Here is a 20,579-nt window from a genome sequence, read left to right as displayed (position 1 = left end):
CGAGCCGGAAGACGCCACTTCCGCAGCGGCCATCGCGTAAAGCTTGATCGTTTCGTTTCTCTCACGTAGTCCCACAGACGCATTACTCCGCTGCCCATAGTTTGCTTCGTAACCAGGCGAGGCCACGGCGATGCTCGCGCGTGCCTACGGCTGTCGCTTTCCCCAGGGAGACGAGGTCATGGAAACACCTAGCCGTTGGTGCATGCTGTCAGCCGTCGTTTGGGTAATTGTGACGAACGCCGACGCCCAGGAGATATTCGTCCAGGCCGGCACACAAGGACCGGGTATAGGCGGAGCGATCACCGTCACGCAGATCGTCGGTCTGCATGTGGATTTCAACGCGATCAGCTTTCACCACGATTTCACCGTCTCGGGGATCAGATATAAGGACGACCTCGATCTCCGTCAAGGAGGCTTGTATCTCGATCTGTTTCCGCCTTACGCCAGCGGCTTCCGCATAACGGCCGGCGTGCGCTTCAGCGATGACCATCTGAAGGGGACGTCGGTTCCGACCAATGGCACGTATCTGTTCGGGGGGAAGCAGTATCCGGCGTTTCCCGGAGAATACGCCGTCGCCGAAGCCCGTTATCCGTCCGTGATGCCTTATTTTGGCGTCGGCTATGGACATCATCCGCAGGCAAAAGGCTTAGGGTTTATCGCAGACCTGGGGGTCGCCTATGGCATCCCCGAGGTTTCCTACACGCTCTCGCCGACACTGATCCAGAGAACCGGTCCAGCGATGAGTCAGCAAATCGCAAGCGAAGGGCTCAATGAACTGAAGTCCAAGGTGTCGCCCTACCGCTGGTATCCGGTAGTGCAAATCGGCGTGTCGTATCGCTTCTAGCGCGATCAGACACTGTGCACTCGAAGCTTCATGCGCGCGGAGTCGAGCGGCGCCGGCATCCGGCGCGACCGCTCGCGCGCGCTCACGCGGCAACGCAAGAAAGCCAGGACGATCAAAAGGACTGCGCGCGCGATGATTGGATGTCAGCGCATCTAGAAGCATCCACCGACGCTCGCGCGCACATGGGACAGTCTGAAAGACGTGATGGCGCCCGGCGCACTCGATCCGTTGATCAAGGAGCTGCTCTACGTCGCGGTGAGCGTGACGAACAACTGCGGCTACTGTGTCGCGAGTCACGGCCGCCGCGCGCCGCGCGGGCATGACCGCAGAGATGTTCGGCGAGCTGATGGCAGTAATAGAGGTCGCAGAACCGGCAAGGATACCTCACCGGATCGCGCGCCGCCGCGCGAAGGCTGTGCAACCGCAACGCCAGGGCTGCGCAAGAACCTCGCGTAGGCATTGCCACTACAACGCAACCCGCCTTCACGCGATCACATCCTCATTCCTTATACCCGTCGCTCAGCGTCTTCATGAACGCGATGATGTCCTGAATATCCTGATCGGTCATCGCGGGCTGGTCGCCGAACTTGCGGTCGAACGGCGCGTCGGCGGAATCGATGTTGGCTTGATACTGAGGCGGCAGGTCGTTGTACTTCTGCACCTTGCCCGACGCATCGCGCGGATAGATCTTCGCGGGCTCCGTATTGCGCAGGTTGTAGAAGTCCATCACCTGCTTGAGATCGTGATACACGCCGTTATGGAAGAACACCTTGCGCTCGGCGACGTTGCGCAGCGTCGGCGTCAGGAACATGCCGCAGTACTGCGTCTGTTTCGCGAGATCGTCGCGGAACGGGCCGCACACGCCCATATCGAAGTACTTCGGGTCCTTGTTGGCCGGAATCGCCGGATTGCGCGGCACGCCGAGTGCTTCGTACTGCGTGTCGGTGAAGACGGGCGGCAGGCCGTCGCGACTTGGCTGGCTCAAATGGCAGCCCGCGCAATTCGCCTTGTCCTTGTCGTTGAACAATTGCAGACCGTGCAGCTCGGCATGCGTCAAACGCGTCTTGCCTTCGAGCCAGTAATCGTACTTGCTGGTGAAAGCATGGAACGATTGATCCTCGATCTGATAGCGGCCCACCGCGAACATCGCTTCGGAAACCAGCAGGCTCGGATTGCTGACGATGGAAGGACCGAAGATCTGCTTGAACTGGTCGAGATACTTCGTTTGCAGCAGTTTGCGCGCGACGTCTTCTTCCGTCGCGTTCGCCATCTCCACCGGATTCGTCAGCGGACCGAGCGCCTGGTTCTGCAACGTATCCGCGCGGCCGTCCCAGAACAGACCGCCTTGCGGCACCATCGCCGCAGCGGCGGGCGCGGCGAGCGCGGTCTTTTGCGCGCGCTGCATGCCGGCGGCCTGGGTCGCGAGCTGCGTCATGTCGACCGGCACGTCGGTATCGCCCTGATCCGGGCCGATGCTGAACGGCGCCTGGCGGTACAGATACGCGAGCGAAGGCGGCGGACGGTAACCGGTCTGCGTCATATGCGCGCCGCCGAGCTGGACCGGGAACGCGTTATCGGGTGCGTACGAATGCTGCGGCGAGTGGCACGACGCGCACGACTGCATGCCGGAAGCCGACAGCGTCGGATCGAAGAAGATCTGTTTGCCGAGCAACGCGACCGCGCTGAGCGGCGCGTTCTGCGGGCGCATCAGTTGCACCGGATGCGGGTTAGCGCCAGTGATGTTCTCGACGATCTCGCCGACCGCCGGCGGCATACGCGCCGGGTACACGAGCGCATAGGCGCTCAGCGCGGCGAGCACGAGCACGAGGCCGGCCGCGCTCCACGCCAGCAGCCTGAGCCACGAGCGGCGGGTGATCACTGGGCCCGGCTCGCCGCCCGCGGGCAACGGCCGCATGACGGCGTCTGAAGGATGGTTCATGGCGTTGACAGGTAATTCGATCGGATGCGGTAAACAGGAAAATCGAGCCAGCACGTTTGCACTGGCTCGATCCCAACTACAGTTCGTCGTCTCGCGCGCTCTTCATCGCATGCGCGGCCTGCCGTGTTGTACGCTGACAGCTCGTGCAGCACGCGAGGGCAAACAGAAGAGAAGGGCGCGCGCCACGGCTGCCGCTCACATAGCCGGCGCCGACGACAGCTTGGTGCCGAGGTTCTGATCCAGATACACCGTAGGAGCGTTGCCGGAACCCGTGAAGTTGAACATGTTCATGATGCTGCCGGCGGTGGCGTCGAACGAACCGCCGCCGATGCGTTGACCGCCGAGCCAGTTGTCCTCGATGAAGCGCACCACGGACGCCTGGGTGATCGGCCTATCGTCGACGAAGTTGACCTTCGCCCACGGCGACACCACGATGAACGGCGTGCGCGTACCCGGACCGCAACGGCCGTTGACCGCGCCGCCGCTCACGCCTTGCGGCTGCACTGCGCCCGCTGCCGTGCACTGACCCGGCGCGCTGAGGTTGTCGCTGCCCGCCACCGTCTTGCCGCCGGCCGACTGCGCCGTGGTGGAGTCGAACGACGAGCTCGTCGGCGCCTTGTAGCGATGGTCGTACCAGCCGTCCGAATCGTCGTAAGCGATGATCACGGCGGTGTTCTTCCAGTCAGGCTGTTGCTGCAGGAAGTTGATCACCTTCGTGACGAATGCCTGCTCGTCGATCGGGTCCGAGTTGCCCGGGTGACCGTCGCTGACTGCCGGCGCCTTCAGGAAGCTCACCGACGGAAAGTTGCCCGCCTTCACCGCGGTGAAGAAGTCGTCGGTGTCGTACTGGTGGTGCACCGGCGTCGCGGTGTTGTCGAGCGGATCGTTCGCGCCGATCGCAGCCACCGACGACGGCCGCGTATGCGCGAGGTTGGCCGTGCTCGGGTAGTACTGGAACCACGCGTGATGCTGCACGTAGTCGGGCTTGGACGCGTTCAGCACTTGCGAGAAGGTCGAGCGCAAGCAGCCGGTCGTGCCGTTCGCGTTGACCGTCTGCAGATTGAAGCCGCCCATGAAGCCGCCCCACGTGATGTTCTTCCCGTTGAGCAGGTCACCGATGTTCTTGTTGCTCGACGTCATCGCGCCGGTCGTTGCGCTGGCCGCCGCGATCGTGCAGACGTCGCCGGTCGGGTCGAGGTCGCCGACCAACGTGAAGCCGCCTGTCGAGTCGGGAATCGCGTTGGCCGAGCTGGGGCCCGTCACGACCACGCCGTTGTTCTGACCGGACACCACTTCGAGCGCGCCCGGCGTCGACGGACCATACGTGTCGGTGTACGCGTTTTCGTTCATCGCGAAGTTCTGCGCGTAGTTCCACAGCGCCGTGACCGTGTTGCCGTCGAAGTAGCCGAGCACCTGGCCCTTCGTCGCGAACGCGCCGGTGCTGCCGGCAATCGTCGAACCCGACGCCGTGAACAGCGGGAACGAGTCCATCGCGCCATTGTTATACGCGAGCTGTTCGGCGGCGTACGCGTGATTCTGGCTCGACGTGTTGGCTTGCGAGCGGTCCAGGCGGAACGGCAGCAGATCGGCGGCCGGCAGGCCGAGGCCCGCAATCGTCACCGCGCCTACCGTGCGGCCCGCCGTGTTCGGCGAGGTGGCGAGCGCGTTCGGGTTGGCCGCGATCAGGTTGTTGCTGCTGAGGTTGTTCACCGTCGGCGTACCGGTGGCCGCGGTGAATTGCGGTTCGCCGACCGGATTGGCGGCTTGCGGGTAGGTCGCGAAGTAGTGATCGAACGAGACGTTCTCACCGAAGATCACCACCACGTGCTTGATCGGCGTGGCCGTCGCGACCGCGTCCTGCGCGGAGACGACCGGCGTCGGTGTGCTCGACGACGTCGAACTGACGCTATTGCTGCCGCATGCAGCGAGCGTCAGCAACGCGGCAAACGGAATGGGTAAGAGGGTGTTACGGAACATGTCACTGGCTCCAGATTCGACTTCGCCGTTCAGCGTTTCCATCGACAAGCGTGTGGAGTGCGCTGGAGGATATTGTTAGAAATACAACTGATGTTTTACCGCTTAAAACTGCGCGCATTGGACCATCCGATGATTAAGATTTCGGGGCGCAAACATTACGTTGGCTCTCGTCCGCCATTCGTTTGCATAACCTTTGCTGTCGTTAAGCTGACATGGAGTCGTTCATCGGGTCTTTCATTGCTCATTTCCCAAGCTTGTTTTCGCCGCCACGCAGCGCGTATTTCCCCCGCGTGTTCTTCCAGAGCAAAGCGCAGCGACGGATTTTTTCCGCTGCTGCGTTCAAGAAGAAACGGAGCCGCTTCGGGCTTCGCATCTAATGGGAGGGACCAACATGAAATCGGCTCGACCGCTTCGCTTTCTGGGCTCCATGCTGGCCGCGTCGCTGTGCGGGGCCGTCACGCTGACGGCCGCGCCCGCGTTCGCGCAGGCCGTGATCGTCGCGCCGATGGCGCCGCCGCCGCCGCGTGTGGAAGTCATGCCCGCGCCGCGTGCCGGCTATGTGTGGGATCAAGGTCGCTGGCGCTGGGAGCATGGCCGTTATGTGTGGGTGCCGGGACACTGGCAGCCGGTGCGCGTCGGCTATCACTGGGTGCCGGGGCACTGGGCGCAGCGCGGGCCGAACTGGCGCTGGGTGGAAGGGCATTGGGCGTGAACGGCGCGTTCCACGACGCCGTGCGACGCTCGCTTCGCATCACTCAACCAGGCAGACTGCCATGAAAATACTCACGATGATTCTACTGGCGCTCACGCTCGCCGGCTGCGTGGTCTACCCGGCGCGGCCGGCCTACTATCGGCCGGCGCTCGTCGTATATTGATTGCGGCCGGCGCAGCGCGTAGTACGCTGCGACTCGTCGTTCGCGTGTGCCGGTCGATGCGGTGCGCCTGCAACGATCCGTTAGAGGTGAGACCAACGTGAGTTGCATCGGAAGGAGCCGCGGCAAGTGAACCACGTTCGTTCCATGAGGCGATGCGTCGGGGTGGCCCGGTTCGAGCGCGCGCGAGTCATGCGGCCATGGCTTCGGCTGTATGGGTTCGAGGCGCGCGGGTTTGAGCTTCGGCAACCCGAACCGCAACGCCCTGGAGCATCCGCCCGCCGCCCCCAACTCGCGCGCTGGAGCGCCACGCCTTGAGCGAACGCGATCCCGACGCCGAGCTGATCGAGCGGGTCGGCCGGCAGGACCCGGCGGCGGTGCGCTCGCTTGTCGCGCGCAAGCTGCCGCGTCTGCTCGCGCTCGCGATGCGTATGCTGGGCGACCGCATGGAAGCGGAGGACGTCGCGCAGGAAGTGTTCGTCCGAATCTGGAAACAGGCGTCGCGCTGGCGCGAAGGCGACGCGAAATTCGATACCTGGATTCATCGTGTCGCGCTCAATCTTTGCTACGACCGTTTGCGCGGCCGGCGCGAAGACCCGCGCGACGAACTGCCCGAAGAGGCCGATCCCGCCGCGCCGCCCGACGCCCGTCTCGAAGCACGCGCGCAGGACGAACGGGTGCGCGCCGCGCTCGCCGCATTGCCGGCGCGGCAACGTGAGGCACTCGTGCTCTGCTATTACCAGGAGATGTCGAACATCGACGCCGCGGCCCTGATGGGCATCACCGTCGATGCGTTGGAAAGTCTGCTGGCCCGCGCGCGCCGCAATCTGCGCGCTCAACTGGCCGGCAGCGGCCTTAGCAAGGACAAGTCATGACGCCCGAAAGATTCCATCAGATCGTCGAAGCCTACGGCGCCGATCCGCGTCGCTGGCCGATGCAGGAGCGCGCGGCGGCACAAGCGTGGGCGCAGTCGCATCGCGCTGAAGCCGTCGCGGTATTGAGCGACGCGGCCGGCCTTGACGCGTGGCTCGCGGCCGACAAAATCGATCCGCCGGGCGCGGCTTTGCAGCAACGCATCGTCGAGCGCGCGCCGGTACGGCGGCCGGCGGCGCGGCGGCGGCTGTGGTGGTCGGGCGCGGCGGTCGCCGGCGTCGGGCTGCTGGGCGGCGCGGCCGGCGCGTTCGCGGTGTCGTTCTTCGTGCTGACGGAGAACGCGCCGCTGCTGCACGACTCCTCTTATTTAACTTCGAGCTTCGGCGGCACGTCCGCCGATTGGAGCGGCGAATGAACTGCCGGACGTGGAAAGTCGTGCTGATGGCGTCGCTCGTGCTCAATGTGTTCTTGCTGGGCGCGATCGTCGGGGGTGCTTATCAATGGTTCGCGGCGCACGGCGCCATCGCGCCGGTGCTCGCGCAACAGCGCACGCTGCGCTTCGCGGCGCAGACGCTGTCTGTCGAGCGGCAGCAGGCCTTTATCGATGGCCTGAAGAATGCGCGTCGGGACGGGCGGCAGTTTGCGCGCGAGGGGCGCGAAGGGCGGCGCGACGTGCTGCGCCTGCTCGCGGCGCCGCAATTCGATCGCGCGGCGCTGGATGCCGCGCTTGCCCGCACGCGGGCGGCCGACAGCAGTCTGCGCGCGCAGGTGGAAGGCAGCGTGGCGGATTTCGCTGCGACGTTGTCGCCCGAGGAGCGGGTGCGGTTCGCCGAGAGCCTGAAGTTGCGCGGGCAGTGGCGGGAGCCGGCGGCGGCCAATGCGCGAAACCCGGCAAACCCGGCGAGCCAGGCTGCGTCCGGCGAGTCTTCGGGCGATTAAAAAAACCGTGCGGGCGCGACGGATTATCGATTCGCGGCCGTTTAACGCATATCCGATGCCGAAGAGGGTGCTATGGCTAACTCACCGAACCTGAACACCGCGGCGATTGCGCTGAACCGATTCGGGCTGGGCGCGCGTGCCGACGACGCGCCGCCCGCCGATCCGAAGGGCTGGCTGCTCGCACAGTTCGAGCAGTATCAGCCACGGCCGGCCGCGTGGGCGAGCCAGCCCGACTCGGTGGCGTTGTCGACCGAACTGGCGCAGCAGCGCATGCAAATCAGTCAGCAGGCCCGGCAGAATCCGGCGGAGGGCGCGAGTGTCAATCAGGTGGGGGCGGCGAGCGGCGCGTCCGCGGGTGCGCAAACCAATGCTCAGATCAGCGCGCAATCCAATGCCCAAACCATCAGGCAAGCCGAACGAAAAGCCCTGCGTGGTGAAATCCTCGACCTGTACCGCGCGTCAGTGAATGCGCGCGTGACAAGCGCGTTGACCACACCGACGCCGTTCGTCGAACGCCTCGTGCATTTCTGGGCCAACCACTTCGCGGTCTCCGTCGAGAAAGCCGGGGTCGCCGCGCTGGCCGGCTCGTTCGAAGCGGAAGCGATCCGCCCGCATGTGCTCGGCCGCTTCGAGGACATGCTGGTGGCGGTTGAACGTCATCCGGCCATGCAGGTGTTTCTCGATCAGACCCGTTCGGTCGGACCGGACAGCATGGCGGCGCTGCGAGCGGCGCAACGCAACCCCGAGCGCAAACGCGGTCTGAACGAAAACCTCGCGCGCGAGATCATGGAACTGCATACGCTCGGCGTGCGCAGCGGCTATAGCCAGGGCGACGTCACCGAATTCGCGCGCGCGCTGACCGGCTGGAGTCTCGCCGGCAATCCGGGCAATCTGGGCAATACGGGCAACCTCGCCAACGCAAACCGGCGCGGCATCGAGCAAAGCGCCGCGCCCGGCAGCTTCGTGTTTCGCGCGGCGCTGCACGAGCCCGGTTCGCGGACCATCATGGGACGCAGCTACGACGAACCCGGCGAAGCGCAGGCGCTCGCGATCCTGCACGACCTCGCACACGCGCCGGCGACCGCACAGCATATCGGCGTCAAGCTGGCGCGCCACTTCGTCGCCGACAATCCGCCGCCGGGCGTGAGCGAACGTCTTGCGAATGCCTTCGAGCGCAGCGGCGGCGATCTGCCGACCGTGTACCGCGCGTTGCTCGATACGCCGCAAGCGTGGTCGCCGACGGCTGTGAAGTTCAAGACGCCGTGGGAGTGGACCATTTCTTCGATGCGCGGACTCGGCTGGCAGGACCTCGGCAATCTGCAAAGCGCGCCGATCCTCACGCAGCTCGGCCAGCCGGTATGGCGCCCCGGCTCGCCCGCCGGATACGACGACATCGCGGCGAGCTGGGCCGCGCCCGATGCGCTGGTGCGCCGGGTGGAAGTGGCGCAGCGTTTCGCCGCGCGCGTCGGCGACCGGCTCGACGCGCGCTCGCTCGGGCAGACCTTGCTGGCCGGATCGCTCGGTGAACCCACGGCTACCGCTGTAGCGCGAGCGGAAAGCGCGTCCACGGCGATCGCGCTGCTGCTGGTCTCGCCGGATTTTCAACGGAGATGAATGCCATGCTGTCACGTCGCAGTTTTCTGAGCGTCGCCGCCGCTGGCGCGGGCGCGTGGCTCGTGTCGCCGCGTATCGCGTTGGCGGGCGTCGCCACCGATCGCCGTTTCGTGTTCGTCATCCAGCGCGGGGCCGCCGATGGGTTGAACATCGTCGTGCCCTACGCGGAACCTGCTTACGCGACGCTGCGCGGCGCGCTCGCGATTGATACATCGAACGCGACTAGGCTCGACGGCACCTTCGCGTTGCATCCGGCGCTTACCCAGACCGCCGCGATGTATGCGAACCGGCAGGCGCTGTTCGTGCACGCGGTGGCATCGCCTTATCGCGACCGCTCGCACTTCGACGGGCAGAACGTGCTGGAGACGGGCGGCGCGTCGCCGTATCAGGTCAAGGATGGGTGGCTCAACCGGCTGGTTGCGCAACTGCCCGCCACCCGAGAAAACGCGATCGCCTTCGCGCCGACCGTGCCGATGGCGCTGCGCGGTGCTGCGGCCGTGACCTCGTATGCGCCCTCGGCATTGCCGCAAGCGCCCGACGATCTGCTCACACGGGTCTCGCAACTCTACGAGCAGGACGCCCAATTGCGCCCGCTGTGGGAGTCGGCGATGACGGCGCGCGGTCTCGCGGGCGACGCCAGCGCGCGTCAGGACCCGGCGAGCCTGGGCAAGCTCGCGGCCGGCTTTCTGTCACGCGACGATGGTCCACGGATCGCGATGATCGAAACCGGCGGGTGGGACACGCACAGCGCGCAGAATGCGCGCCTCGCGAATCAGTTGAAAGCGCTCGACACGATGCTCGCGGCGTTGCGTGACGGCATGGGCCCGTTGTGGAGCCGCACCACCGTGCTGGTGGCCACCGAGTTCGGCAGGACCGCTGCGGCCAACGGCACGGGCGGCACCGATCATGGCACCGGGTCGGTGGCGATGGTCTTGGGCGGCTCGGTGCAGGGCGGGCGCGTGATCGCCGATTGGCCGGGTCTTGCGTCGCGCGAGCTTTACGAAGGGCGCGACCTGAAGCCGACGACTTCGCTCGATGCGTTGATCGCCGGCACCGCGAGCGAGAGCCTTGGGCTCGATCCTCAGCGCACCGCGGCGGCGCTGTTTGGGAAAGCGGGGGGAACGCCGCTCACGGGTGTTGTCAGCGTGTGATGGTGGTGCGTGAAAGTGTCGTGCGGGTGGGGGCGTGAGCATTACGCCGCAACCGCCCCACTTCAACCGCACGCATGATGCGTCGCATGCACCGAACGCTTGCCAACCCGGTGATAGCGCCGCCCAAAATAAATCAGCGCATCGCCAGCGTCATGTGTTCGCGCCGCCTTCACCGCGCAGAAGAACACCGTATGCGTGCCCACCTCAGTGACCGATTCAATCTCGCAGTCCAGCGACGCAAGCGCACCATGCAGCGCCGGCGCGCCGGTCACGAGCTGCTCCCATTGCGCGGCGGCGAAGCGTTCCGCGATCGGCAGTGCGCTGGTCGCGAAGTGCGCGGCGAGCGTTTGCTGTTCCGCGCTCAGCACGTTCACGCAGAGCTTGCCGTTGCGGCGGAAAGCCGCGTTATTGCGGCTGCTGCGATTGATGCAGACGAGCAGGGTAGGCGGCGCGTCCGTCACGCCGCAAACCGCCGACGCAGTGCAGCCGGCGAGACCTGCGTCGCCATCGCTAGTGATGATGTTGACGGCGGTGCCGAGTCCGGCCATGGCGTCGCGGAAGATGCGCTTGTCAAGCATGGGAAGCCTCTGCTGAAAGATCGGCGTGTCGTTGAACGACGATACGCGCCGCACTCATGACACAAAACTAAACACGCGCAGCCACGGCATCAGTTCGACGCGCCGCCCGTTCCCGCCTCGGCGCAAGCCGGCGAACGAAATCGCGCCGCCGTGTGAGTCGACGGCAAACGCGCATGGCCGAACAGCTTCTCGCGCAACGTGCCCTCGCGATACGCGCGCTTGTACGCGCCGCGTTCCTGCAGCAGCGGCACCACCAGTTCGATGAAATCCTCGAAGCACTCGGGCGCCACCGTGCGCGACAGATTGAAACCATCCACGCCGGTTTCCTCGGTCCACGCGATCAACTCATCGGCAATGCGTTCGGCCGATCCGACCAGCGGCGTCTGCCGGCTGCCGAGCATCATCTGTTCGAGCAGCTTGCGTTTGGTCCATTGCGGACCGGCGGCGCGCGTCATCGCTTCGACGTTCGACACGATCGCCTGGCTCTTGCCGGTTTCGATCGGCTCGTCGAGGTCGTAGCGCGCGAAGTCGATACCGAGCGACGCCGCCGCATGCACGAGCGCCGCTTCGGAGCTGACGCAGCGCCGGTACTCCTCATACTTCTCCTGCGCGTCACGCTCGGTGCGGCCCGTGATGACCGTTTGCCCGAGCAGCACCTTGATGTCGTCCGCGCGCCGCCCGCCTGCGACCGCATGAGCGCGAATGTCGTCGACGATCGCTTTCACCGCGGGCTTCGCCTGGCCGTTGACGAACACGCACTCCGCATGCGCCGCCGCGAAGCGTTTGCCGCGCGCCGACGAGCCGGCCTGGTAGAGCACCGGCGTGCGCTGCGGCGACGGCTCGCTCAGATGCAGCGCGTCCACGCGATACTGCTTGCCGTGGTGATGAATCACATGCACCTTCGCCGTGTCCGCATAGACGCCGCGCGCTTTGTCGCACAGCACCGCGCCGTCTTCCCAACTGCATTCCCACAGTTTGTAGACCAGCTCCATATATTCGTCGGCGAGGTCGTAGCGGTCGTCGTGCGCCATCTGGCCGCTCAGGCCGATCGCGCGCGACGCGCTGTCGAGATAGCCCGTCACGATGTTCCAGCCGACCCGGCCGCGCGTCAGATGATCGAGTGTCGACATGCGCCGCGCGAACAGATAGGGTTGCTCGACCGAGAGATTCGACGTGACGCCGAACGACAGATGACGCGTGAACGCGGCCATCGCCGGGATCAGCAGCATGGGGTCGTTGACCGGCACCTGCACCGCGCCACGCAGCGCCGCGTCGGGGCTGCCGCCGTAGACGTCGTAGACGCCCGCCACGTCGGCGAAAAAGATGCTGTCGAACAACCCCGCTTCCAGCGTGCGGGCGTAGTCGGTCCAGTACTGAAGGTCCGTATAGCGAGTGGACTGATCGCGCGGATGGGTCCACAAGCCTTGCTGGATGTGGCCTACGCAGTTCATGTCAAATGCGTTGAGAACGATTTCCTTCGGCATAGTGTCTTCCGGCTAAGGTGGACGAATGCTTGCGGTTTGCCTTCGAATCGAGGAATGATGGTTTGCCGGCAGTACCGGGCAGCGCTTGCGCATCGAGTTGATGTGTTTAATATAATGGACAAAAAATTACTATACAAGACGACATTTCACTTCTGCGCGTCATATCTGCGCGATGCTTGAACCCGGCGAGCCGCCCATTAAAAGCGGCATCGTTTCGATATGATTTTGGGCTAATCGGATTTTCGTGTGGAAAGCTGTAGGGTAGTCAAGATGTCGACTTGCACTTCCGGTCCTGGTCAGCCAAGGTAACGTCAAAGGATTCTTACGGTTAAACGCGTTTCAACACGATAATCCGAATACCCTAATTTTGCGGTGCCCACTTCATCCATAGCGACTCCCATGTCCGAATCCGCCGCCATCGATCTGACCCAGGCCATCTCCGCGCGCGTGAAGACCGAGCGCGAAGCGCGCAACTGGTCGCTCAGCGAACTGGCGGAGCGCTCGGGCGTGTCGAAGGCGATGATCAGCAAGATCGAGCGCGGCGAGGCGAGCCCCACCGCGACGGTGCTCGGGCGTTTGTCGGGGGCGTTCGGGCTGACCTTGTCGACCTTGCTGGCGCTCGCCGAACAAACCGGCGAGCGGCTCGTGCGTCATGCGGATCAGGCGCTCTGGCGGGACCCCGAAACGGGCTACACGCGGCGGCGCATTTCACCGCCTACCGGCGGGGTGCTGGAGTTGCTGGAGATCGAATTGCCGGCGGGCGTGAGCGTGCCTTATCCATCGGATGCATTCGTGTTTCAGCATCAGCAGATCTGGGTCACGCAAGGGGTGTTGACGTTTCGCGAGGGCAGCCAGGCTTACCGGCTCGAAGCGGGAGATTGTCTGCAACTCGGCGCGCCGGTCGAGTGCGAGTTCCGCAATGCGGGCGATGAGGTGTGCCGCTACGTCGTCGGCCTCGTTCGACGCTGAGGGTTTCAACGACCGGGGAAACCGGCAAAATCCGCCAGATCACGAAAGCGGGCGGCGCCCCATATTCGCGGTTCGCGATGTACGCTTCGCAATCCACGATTCGCGGTGCCACCCGTGGTCATCCAATCGACCGTTGCGCGCTTAACCTCCACCACCGCCGCCTTGCACGCCAAGCGTGAGCCTGTTGGTCACCGACGTCACGCCGGGAACCCCTTTCGCCACGTCCGCCGCCTGCTGAATCTGTCCGCCGACGGGCACCGATCCGGTCAAGGTCACAGCGCCGCCGCGCGCTCGCACGAACACGTTCGATACGTCGAAGCCCTGCGTTCTCGACAGCGCGCGCCGCACGTCGCGGCCCAGCTTGCGGTCGGCTGCGCGAGTTGATTTGGCACTGGTGGCTGGAGCGGCCATCTCACCCGACGCCGCCATGGCGTCGCTGGCCTGGGCATAAGCGCTGGAGGCGGTTGCCACACACAACGCGATACCGAGCGCCTTCAAAAGATTGACTGTTTTCACGTTTTTCCCATCCTCGAAAAGTTGATGTCGCTTCGTTGCATGCAAAAAAACGCGCGCTTGCGAGCAAGTCGTGGCCCGCGTGGAGCGTCCGTCTTATAGAAGAGTGATGCCTCCGCGCTCCCGGCGCGCTTAAACAATACTCCAGCCAACGCGCTCACGCTGGAAAAACTGGTGCAGGTGTTGCGTCGGCGGACATGTCGGCGTGCTCGCGCGCTTCACTCGTCAACAGTCCGGATTAAAAGTGTTTCAGGTTTCGGACTATAATTCCGCAGCCCGGATCAGCCTCGACCCGGCCTCACGGTTTGTCCTTCAGATGCAACCGTTTCGCGGGAGCGCGTTCCGTTTTGAGCAAAGCCCATCACAGCCAGGTCGATCCGACGATCGACGGCCCAAGCGTCGACGATAAGGCGCAGACCACGACTTCAGCGGCGCGGCCGCCCGTGCTCGCAACCCGCACGGCGCACGAAGCGCACAAGGACGACCGGCACTTCGTCACGGCGCTCGCACGCGGGCTCGAAGTGCTGGCCTGTTTTCGTTCCGGCGACAAATCGTTGAGCAATCAGGAACTGGCCTTGCGTTGCCGGCTGCCCAAGTCGACAGTCTCGCGCCTCACTCACACGTTGACGCTGCTGGGCTACCTGATTCATCTGAAGGAGAGCGGCAAGTACCGGCTCGGCACCGCGTCGCTCGCGCTCGGCAGCGCGATGCTGGCGCGTCTGGACGTGCGCAAGATCGCGCGGCCGGTGATGCAGGAGCTGGCCGATGTGTCCGGCGCGACGGTGTCGCTCGGCACGCGCGACCGGCTCTCGATGATCTACGTGGAGAATTGCCGAGGCTCGGTGGCGCTCACGCTGACGCTCGAAGTCGGCTCGCGCATCCCGGTCGCGACCTCTGCGATTGGCCGCGCGTGGCTCGCGGCGATTCCCGAGCATGATCGTCTTAGCTTCATGGAGCAGGTGCGCGAGCTCGACCACGTCGCGTGGCCCAAGACGCGGCGCGGCATCGAGAAAGCGCTCGACGATTACCACACGCTCGGCGTGACGACCTCGTTCGGCGACTGGCAGAAAGACGTGAACGGGATTGCGCGCGCGTTCCAGCCGGGCGGCGAACTGCCGATCATGGCGATCAACGTGGGCGGCCCGTCCTTCAAACTCTCGAAAGAGTTTCTGCTCGAAGAAGTGCGGCCACGCCTGATCGACGTGGTCACGCAACTCGAAATCGCGCTGGTGCATTGAGCGGCCGCGCGATCTTCATCGCCTAGAACCACTGCGGCGCCATCTCGAGCGTGGTGTCGTCGAGACTGCGCAGCGTCGCGAGCATCAACGCGACACGCGGCAATTCCCAGCGGAAGAACCATTGGCAAGCGTACAGCTTGCCGCGATAGAAGTCCGCGTCTGTTTCATCGCGCGCGCCGGGTAGGGCGGTGCTCGCGACGATCGCCTGTTTCAGCCAGGTCCACGCAATCACGATATGGCCGAATGCTTCGAGAAAGGCATTCGCGTTCGCGAGCGCGCGTTCGGTTTCATGAGCCAGCGTGGGCAGCAGCGCTTCGACGGTCAGGCTCAGATCGCGCCACGCGTGGTCGAGCGCTTGCGCATGAGCATGCAGCGGCGCGTGGCTGCGCGCCGCGTCGATTGTGTGCTGGAACTCGCGCGTCAGCAGTGCCAGCGCGGCGCCCTGTTTCATCACGACCTTGCGGCCCAGCAGGTCGATTGCCTGAATGCCGTGCGTGCCTTCATGAATCATGTTCAGCCGGTTGTCGCGATAGAACTGTTCGACCGGGTACTCGCGCGTATAGCCATAGCCGCCGTGAATCTGGATCGCGAGGCTATTCGCTTCGAGGCACCATTGCGACGGCCAGGATTTCACCACCGGCGTCAGCAGGTCGAGCAGCAGCGCCGCGTCGGCACGCGCGGCGTCGCTCTCACCGGTGTGCTGCTCGTCGACGAGACGCGCCGCATACAGGCAGAGCGCGTAAGCGCCCTCCACATAGGCCTTTTGTGCAAGCAGCATGCGGCGCACGTCCGCGTGTTCGATCAGCGGCAATTGCGGATCGAGCGGATTCTTGTTGTCGGGGCGGCGTCCTTGCGGCCGCTCGCGTGCGTAGTCGAGCGAGGCCAGATAGCCGCGATAGCCGAGCATCACGGCGCCAAGGCCCACGCCGATGCGTGCCTCGTTCATCATGTGGAACATATAGGCGAGGCCGTGATGCGGTTCGCCCACCAGTTCGCCGACGCATTCGCCATGCTCGCCGAACGACAGCATGGTCGATGTCGTGCCGCGCCATCCCATCTTGTGAATCAAACCCGCCAGCGCGACGTCGTTGCGTGCGCCGAGGCTGCCGTCGTCGTTGACATGGAATTTCGGCACGGTGAACAGCGATATGCCCTTGACCCCCGGCGGGCCGCCGGGAATGCGCGCGAGCACCAGATGGACGATGTTCTCGCTCAATTCATGATCGCCGCCTGAAATGAAAATCTTGTTGCCGCGAATCGAATAGGTGCCGTCTTCGTTCGGCGTGGCGGTGGTGACGAGGTCGGACAGGCTCGAGCCCGCCTGCGGTTCGGTGAGTGCCATCGTGCCGAATGCGCGGCCTTCGAAAAGCGCCTGCAGGTACTTGCGTTTTTGCGTCGCGCTGCCGAAGCGTTCGATCACGTTCGCATTCGCGGTGGTCAGCATGGCGTAAGAGGACGTCGCGATGTTGGCGCTCTTGAAGAGCGACAGGCACGCAAACGAAATCAGCGACGGCAACTGCATGCCGCCCCATTCGTAGTCTTTGCCCGCGGCGAGAAAGCCGGTGCCGCGTAACGCGTCGAGCGCCTCTTTCACTTCATCCGGCATCGAGACCCGTTGCCCGTCGAATTGCGGTTCGTGCTCGTCGAGCAGACGGTTGTGCGGCGCGAATTTTTCGACGGCCACCGCATGCGCGGTTTCGAGCGCGGCGCTGAAGGTCTCGCGGCTATGGTCGGCGTGACGCGCGCGTCGTGTGAGCGTCTCGGCCTCGAGTACCTCGAATAGCTGAAAATCCAGATCACGCGTATTGATGATCAGCGCATCTTGCATGGAAGTCGACCTCGTCCAAAGTTAAGCCGCTATGCAGAACAACTGCGCGAGGCGCAACAAAACGTGCGCTGAGACTCGGCACTGTTCGATTGAGAGAGCGCGCTATGCGGGTAATCCCGATAAGCCACACAGCGACGATACGTGTCAGTTTATATTGAAAGTGAATGATCGTGCTTTTATTTACACGCCGAATTTCGGCACGTATGATGGTCGACAAATATGGAATCCAAATCTGCATAGCAGAACACACTGGAGGAGCGACGCAATGTCTGTGAAAGACCTGTTTCAACTGGACGGCAAGGTTGCCTTGATCACCGGAGGTTCGCGCGGACTCGGTCTGCAAATGGCCGAAGCGCTCGGCGAGATGGGTTGCCGCGTCGCGATCACCGCGCGCAAGGCCGACGAACTCGCCGAAGCGAAGGCGCATCTGCAGGGCCGTGGCATCGAGGTGCTGACCGTGAAGAACGATCTGCAGCGCTTCGAGGGAATACCCGGTCTCGTCGACGAAGTACTAGGCGCGCATGGCCGCATCGACATCCTGGTGAACAATGCGGGCGCCACGTGGGGCGCGCCGGCCGAGGACTATCCGGACGAAGCGTGGCACAAGGTGATGAACCTGAACGTCAACGCGCCGTTCTTTCTCGCGCGCGAAGTCGGCAAGCGCAGCATGATCCCGCGGCGCGCGGGCAAGATCGTCAACATCGCGTCGGTGGCGGGGCTCAAGGGCTCGCCGGCGGGCATGAACACGATCGCGTACAACACGTCGAAGGCCGCGGCGATCAATTTCACGCGCGCGCTGGCGGCCGAATGGGGCAAGTACAACATCAACGTCAATGCAATCTGCCCGGGTTTTTTCCCGTCGAAGATGTCAGCGGGGCTGCTCGACAAACTCGAAGACACGATCGTCGCGCGCACGCCGTTGCAGCGTCTGGGCGGCGAGGAGGATCTCAAGGGTCCGGTGGTGTTTCTCGCGAGCGATGCGTCGCGTCACATCACCGGTCAGTACTTCGCGGTGGACGGGGGGGCGATCATCGTCTGAGGCGAGGCGTACCGTTTCAGATCGCAGTGATCGCAGCGATCGCAGCGATCAACGCGCGGCGCGAGCGCGCTGCGCTTACGCAAAAAAACAAGGAGACGCCGCATGGATTTTCAACACTCGGACAAGGTCAAGAGTTTGCAGAAGCGCCTGAGCGCTTTCATGGACGAGCATGTGTATCCGGCCGAGGCGGTTTTCGACGCGCAGATGGACGCCGCGCGCGAGTCCGGCAACCGCTGGCAGCCTGCGCCGGTGATCGAGCAATTGAAGGAGAAGGCAAAGGCCGCCGGCTTGTGGAACCTGTTTCTGCCCGAGTCGAAATACGGCGCGGGTCTCACGAACCTCGAATACGCGCCGCTGTGCGAAATCATGGGGCGCTCGCACATCGGCGCGGAACCGTTCAACTGTTCCGCGCCCGACACCGGCAACATGGAAACGCTGGTGCGTTACGCGACACATGAGCAGCAACAGCAATGGCTGCTGCCGTTGCTCGACGGCACGATCCGCTCCTCGTTCGCGATGACGGAGCCGGAAGTGGCGTCGTCGGATGCGACCAATATCGAAGCGCGCATCGTGCGCGACGGCGATCACTACGTGATCAACGGCCGCAAGTGGTGGACCTCGGGCGCGAACGATCCGCGCTGCAAGATCCTGATCTTCATGGGCAAGTCCAATCCGGATCATCCGAACCGGCACCAGCAGCAGTCGATGATCCTGGTGCCGATGGCAACGCCCGGCGTCAAGGTGCTGCGCCACCTGCCGGTGTTCGGCTACGACGACGCGCCGCACGGCCACGCCGAAATCGCCTTTGAAAACGTGCGTGTGCCGGCGAGCAATATGCTGCTCGGCGAAGGGCGCGGCTTCGAGATCGCGCAAGGCCGGCTCGGACCGGGCCGCATTCATCACTGCATGCGCCTGATCGGGCGCGCCGAACGCGCGCTCGAAGCGATGTGCCGCCGCTCGCTCGAACGTGTCGCGTTCGGCAAGCCGCTCGCGGACCAGGGCGTGACGCGCGAACGGATCGCCGACGCGCGGATCATGATCGACCAGACGCGCTTTCTCGTGCTCAATGCCGCGCACAAGATGGACACGGTCGGCAACAAGGACGCGCGCCAGGAAATCGCGATGATCAAAGTGGCCGCGCCGACCATGGCCTGCCAGGTGATCGACTGGGCGATGCAGGTGCACGGCGGCGGCGCGGTCAGCGACGACTTCGGCCTCGCGCGCGCTTACGCGAGTTCACGCACGCTGCGCTTCGCCGATGGTCCCGACGAAGTGCATCGCAATGCGATCGCGAGCATGGAGCTGGGGCGTCGTCTCGCGCATTGAACGCGCGTGAAATTTAACGACGCCGTATATGGCGAGCCGACTTTTTTAGCGCTGACTCCAGCGCTGAACCTCGAGCCGAGCGAGAAGCCCAGCGCCGAACCACGCACAAAACTCCAGTGCGTCCGCCCGTGTGGCGGACGCGAGCGAAGCGCGCCCGACAAGCAGGAGACGCCTTTGACTGCTCCCCTCCCTAAAGGAAGGGGATTCCCACTTCACAGACGGCAACCCTAAATCATCTCAGAAAGACATGGGACTTACGCTTTCTCCGTGGGCTGACGCCGCCAGTCCGGCGGCCAAAACATTGCGCGCAGCGTTGATGTCGCGGTCGTGGATGCTGCCGCATTCCGGGCACGTCCACGAACGCACATTCAATGGCATCTTGGCGACGGTGTGCCCGCAATCGCTGCATCGCTTGCTGGATGGATACCAGCGGTCGATGCCGACCAGCGTGCGCCCGTACCACTGCGCTTTGTATTCAAGTAGCCCGACGAATTCAGACCAGCTTGCATCGCTGATCGACTTCGCCAGAGATCGCTTCTTCTGCATGTTCTTGACGGACAGGCTTTCGATGGCGATCACTTGGTTTTCGTTTATCAACCGGGTCGAAAGTTTATGCAGGAAGTCCCTGCGAGAATCTGCCGTCCTGGCATGCATGCGTGCGACTTTGAGTTTCGCTTTTTTGCGATTGGCGGAACCCTTTTGCTTCTTTGCAAGTCGCCGTTGCAACCTGGCGAGCTTGGCTTCGTTCTTGCGGAACGCATTCGGCGCAGCGATCTTCTCGCCCGTCGAAAGAATGGCGAAATGCGTCAGGCCCAGGTCGATACCGACTTGGGATTGCGCTTTGGGCTTGGCGGCCACCACGTCATCGCAGAGCATAGAAACGTGGTATCGCCCGGCCGTGTCTTTCGACACGGTAACGGTCGTTATTTTCGCGCCCTGCGGAATAGTGCGTGACCAGCGGATCGCGAGAGGCACATCCATCTTTGCGAGCTTCAGCGATACGCCATCCCATTTGAATGCACTCGTCGTGTACTCGGCAGACTGCACGCCATCCTTGCGCCTGAAATTCGGATACTTCGCGCGCTTGGCGAAGAAGTTGGCGAATGCCGTTTGCAAGTGGCGCAAAGCCTGCTGCACAGGAACCGAACTGACTTCGTTCAGCCATGCGTGCTCAGGTGTTTTCTTGAGCGCCGTGAGCGCAGCGGAGGTTTCGTGGTAGCCGACTCGTTCCTGCCGCTGATACCACGCATCGGTACGCAACCGCAGCATGTGGTTATAGGCAAAGCGCGCGCACCCGAACGTCCTGGCAAGAATCACTTCCTGCCCAGGCGTTGGGTAGAACCGAAATCGGTATGCGAGCTTAATGTCCATGCCTCACACAATATCGTTAGTTTG

The 20,579-nt window shown here is 63.9% G+C and carries 18 protein-coding genes and 1 pseudogene; 12 read left to right on the top strand and 7 right to left on the bottom strand.

Translation table 11 applies throughout. The annotated features are described in order from the left end of the window. Positions 1 to 178: 178 nt before the first annotated feature. Complete coding sequence (locus FVF58_RS22920; protein WP_188130901.1) at positions 179 to 844, top strand: hypothetical protein; 666 nt, start codon at positions 179 to 181, stop codon at positions 842 to 844. A gap of 156 nt (positions 845 to 1,000) precedes the next feature. Next, positions 1,001 to 1,211: pseudogene (locus FVF58_RS54445) on the top strand (carboxymuconolactone decarboxylase family protein); the annotation flags it as partial. A 132-nt stretch (positions 1,212 to 1,343) separates the two neighbouring features. On the opposite strand, the gene FVF58_RS22910 reads toward FVF58_RS54445, so the two are convergent. Then, positions 1,344 to 2,783 (bottom strand): cytochrome-c peroxidase, encoded by a 1,440-nt coding sequence (locus tag FVF58_RS22910; RefSeq protein ID WP_149672128.1) that lies wholly within the window; start codon positions 2,781 to 2,783, stop codon positions 1,344 to 1,346. Positions 2,784 to 2,978: 195 nt separating this feature from the next. Then, on the bottom strand, positions 2,979 to 4,760 hold the full coding sequence (locus FVF58_RS22905; protein ID WP_149672127.1) for a phospholipase C: 1,782 nt from the start codon (positions 4,758 to 4,760) through the stop codon (positions 2,979 to 2,981). 391 nt (positions 4,761 to 5,151) lie between these two features. On the opposite strand from FVF58_RS22905, the gene FVF58_RS54800 reads away from it, so the two are divergent. From FVF58_RS54800 to FVF58_RS22875, 6 genes are all read left to right on the top strand, one after another. Then, on the top strand, positions 5,152 to 5,472 hold the full coding sequence (locus tag FVF58_RS54800; protein ID WP_149672126.1) for a YXWGXW repeat-containing protein: 321 nt from the start codon (positions 5,152 to 5,154) through the stop codon (positions 5,470 to 5,472). A 474-nt stretch (positions 5,473 to 5,946) separates the two neighbouring features. Beyond that, entirely contained in the window at positions 5,947 to 6,507 is a 561-nt protein-coding gene (locus FVF58_RS22895) for an RNA polymerase sigma factor (RefSeq protein WP_149672125.1), read from the top strand. Further along, complete coding sequence (locus FVF58_RS22890; protein ID WP_149672124.1) at positions 6,504 to 6,920, top strand: hypothetical protein; 417 nt, start codon at positions 6,504 to 6,506, stop codon at positions 6,918 to 6,920. Before FVF58_RS22895 ends, FVF58_RS22890 begins: the two co-directional genes overlap by 4 nt. Beyond that, positions 6,917 to 7,444 carry a periplasmic heavy metal sensor gene (locus tag FVF58_RS22885; RefSeq protein WP_149672177.1) on the top strand — a complete coding sequence of 176 codons (528 nt, stop codon included), beginning with the start codon at positions 6,917 to 6,919 and terminating at the stop codon, positions 7,442 to 7,444. Before FVF58_RS22890 ends, FVF58_RS22885 begins: the two co-directional genes overlap by 4 nt. 72 nt (positions 7,445 to 7,516) lie before the next feature. Beyond that, positions 7,517 to 9,058 (top strand): DUF1800 domain-containing protein, encoded by a 1,542-nt coding sequence (locus tag FVF58_RS22880; protein WP_149672123.1) that lies wholly within the window; start codon positions 7,517 to 7,519, stop codon positions 9,056 to 9,058. Between the two features lie 5 nt (positions 9,059 to 9,063). Next, entirely contained in the window at positions 9,064 to 10,209 is a 1,146-nt protein-coding gene (locus FVF58_RS22875) for a DUF1501 domain-containing protein (RefSeq protein WP_149672122.1), read from the top strand. A 62-nt stretch (positions 10,210 to 10,271) separates the two neighbouring features. On the opposite strand, the gene FVF58_RS22870 is transcribed toward FVF58_RS22875, so the two are convergent. Next, positions 10,272 to 10,787: a flavin reductase gene (locus FVF58_RS22870; protein ID WP_149672121.1), complete on the bottom strand. Its 516-nt coding sequence runs from the start codon at positions 10,785 to 10,787 to the stop codon at positions 10,272 to 10,274. An 89-nt stretch (positions 10,788 to 10,876) separates the two neighbouring features. Further along, positions 10,877 to 12,271: an LLM class flavin-dependent oxidoreductase gene (locus FVF58_RS22865; RefSeq protein WP_149672120.1), complete on the bottom strand. Its 1,395-nt coding sequence runs from the start codon at positions 12,269 to 12,271 to the stop codon at positions 10,877 to 10,879. A gap of 399 nt (positions 12,272 to 12,670) precedes the next feature. Here FVF58_RS22865 and FVF58_RS22860 point away from each other — a divergent pair, with 399 nt between their 5' ends. After that, positions 12,671 to 13,240, top strand: a complete 570-nt coding sequence (locus FVF58_RS22860) for a helix-turn-helix domain-containing protein (protein ID WP_149672119.1) — start codon at positions 12,671 to 12,673, stop codon at positions 13,238 to 13,240. A 141-nt stretch (positions 13,241 to 13,381) separates the two neighbouring features. Here the strand turns inward: FVF58_RS22860 and FVF58_RS22855 are convergent, their stop codons facing one another. Further along, the gene (locus FVF58_RS22855) at positions 13,382 to 13,756 is read right to left on the bottom strand and encodes a BON domain-containing protein (protein WP_149672118.1); all 375 of its coding nucleotides are present in this window, start codon (positions 13,754 to 13,756) and stop codon (positions 13,382 to 13,384) included. Positions 13,757 to 14,196: 440 nt separating this feature from the next. On the opposite strand from FVF58_RS22855, the gene FVF58_RS22850 reads away from it, so the two are divergent. Beyond that, positions 14,197 to 14,991, top strand: coding sequence for an IclR family transcriptional regulator (locus FVF58_RS22850; protein WP_149672176.1), 795 nt, complete (start codon positions 14,197 to 14,199; stop codon positions 14,989 to 14,991). Positions 14,992 to 15,013: 22 nt separating this feature from the next. Here the strand turns inward: FVF58_RS22850 and FVF58_RS22845 are convergent, their stop codons facing one another. Then, positions 15,014 to 16,819, bottom strand: a complete 1,806-nt coding sequence (locus FVF58_RS22845) for an acyl-CoA dehydrogenase (RefSeq protein WP_149672117.1) — start codon at positions 16,817 to 16,819, stop codon at positions 15,014 to 15,016. Between the two features lie 265 nt (positions 16,820 to 17,084). Between FVF58_RS22845 and FVF58_RS22840 the strand changes: the two genes are divergently transcribed. Then, positions 17,085 to 17,858, top strand: a complete 774-nt coding sequence (locus FVF58_RS22840) for an SDR family oxidoreductase (protein WP_149672116.1) — start codon at positions 17,085 to 17,087, stop codon at positions 17,856 to 17,858. Between the two features lie 102 nt (positions 17,859 to 17,960). Continuing rightward, positions 17,961 to 19,184 (top strand): acyl-CoA dehydrogenase family protein, encoded by a 1,224-nt coding sequence (locus FVF58_RS22835; protein WP_149672115.1) that lies wholly within the window; start codon positions 17,961 to 17,963, stop codon positions 19,182 to 19,184. A 237-nt stretch (positions 19,185 to 19,421) separates the two neighbouring features. Here the strand turns inward: FVF58_RS22835 and FVF58_RS22830 are convergent, their stop codons facing one another. After that, entirely contained in the window at positions 19,422 to 20,555 is a 1,134-nt protein-coding gene (locus tag FVF58_RS22830) for an RNA-guided endonuclease InsQ/TnpB family protein (protein ID WP_149672114.1), read from the bottom strand. Between the last annotated feature and the right edge of the window lie 24 nt (positions 20,556 to 20,579).

The organism is Paraburkholderia panacisoli (assembly GCF_008369935.1).
Lineage (GTDB): Bacteria > Pseudomonadota > Gammaproteobacteria > Burkholderiales > Burkholderiaceae > Paraburkholderia > Paraburkholderia panacisoli.
This window is presented reverse-complemented; position numbering and strand designations above follow the sequence as displayed.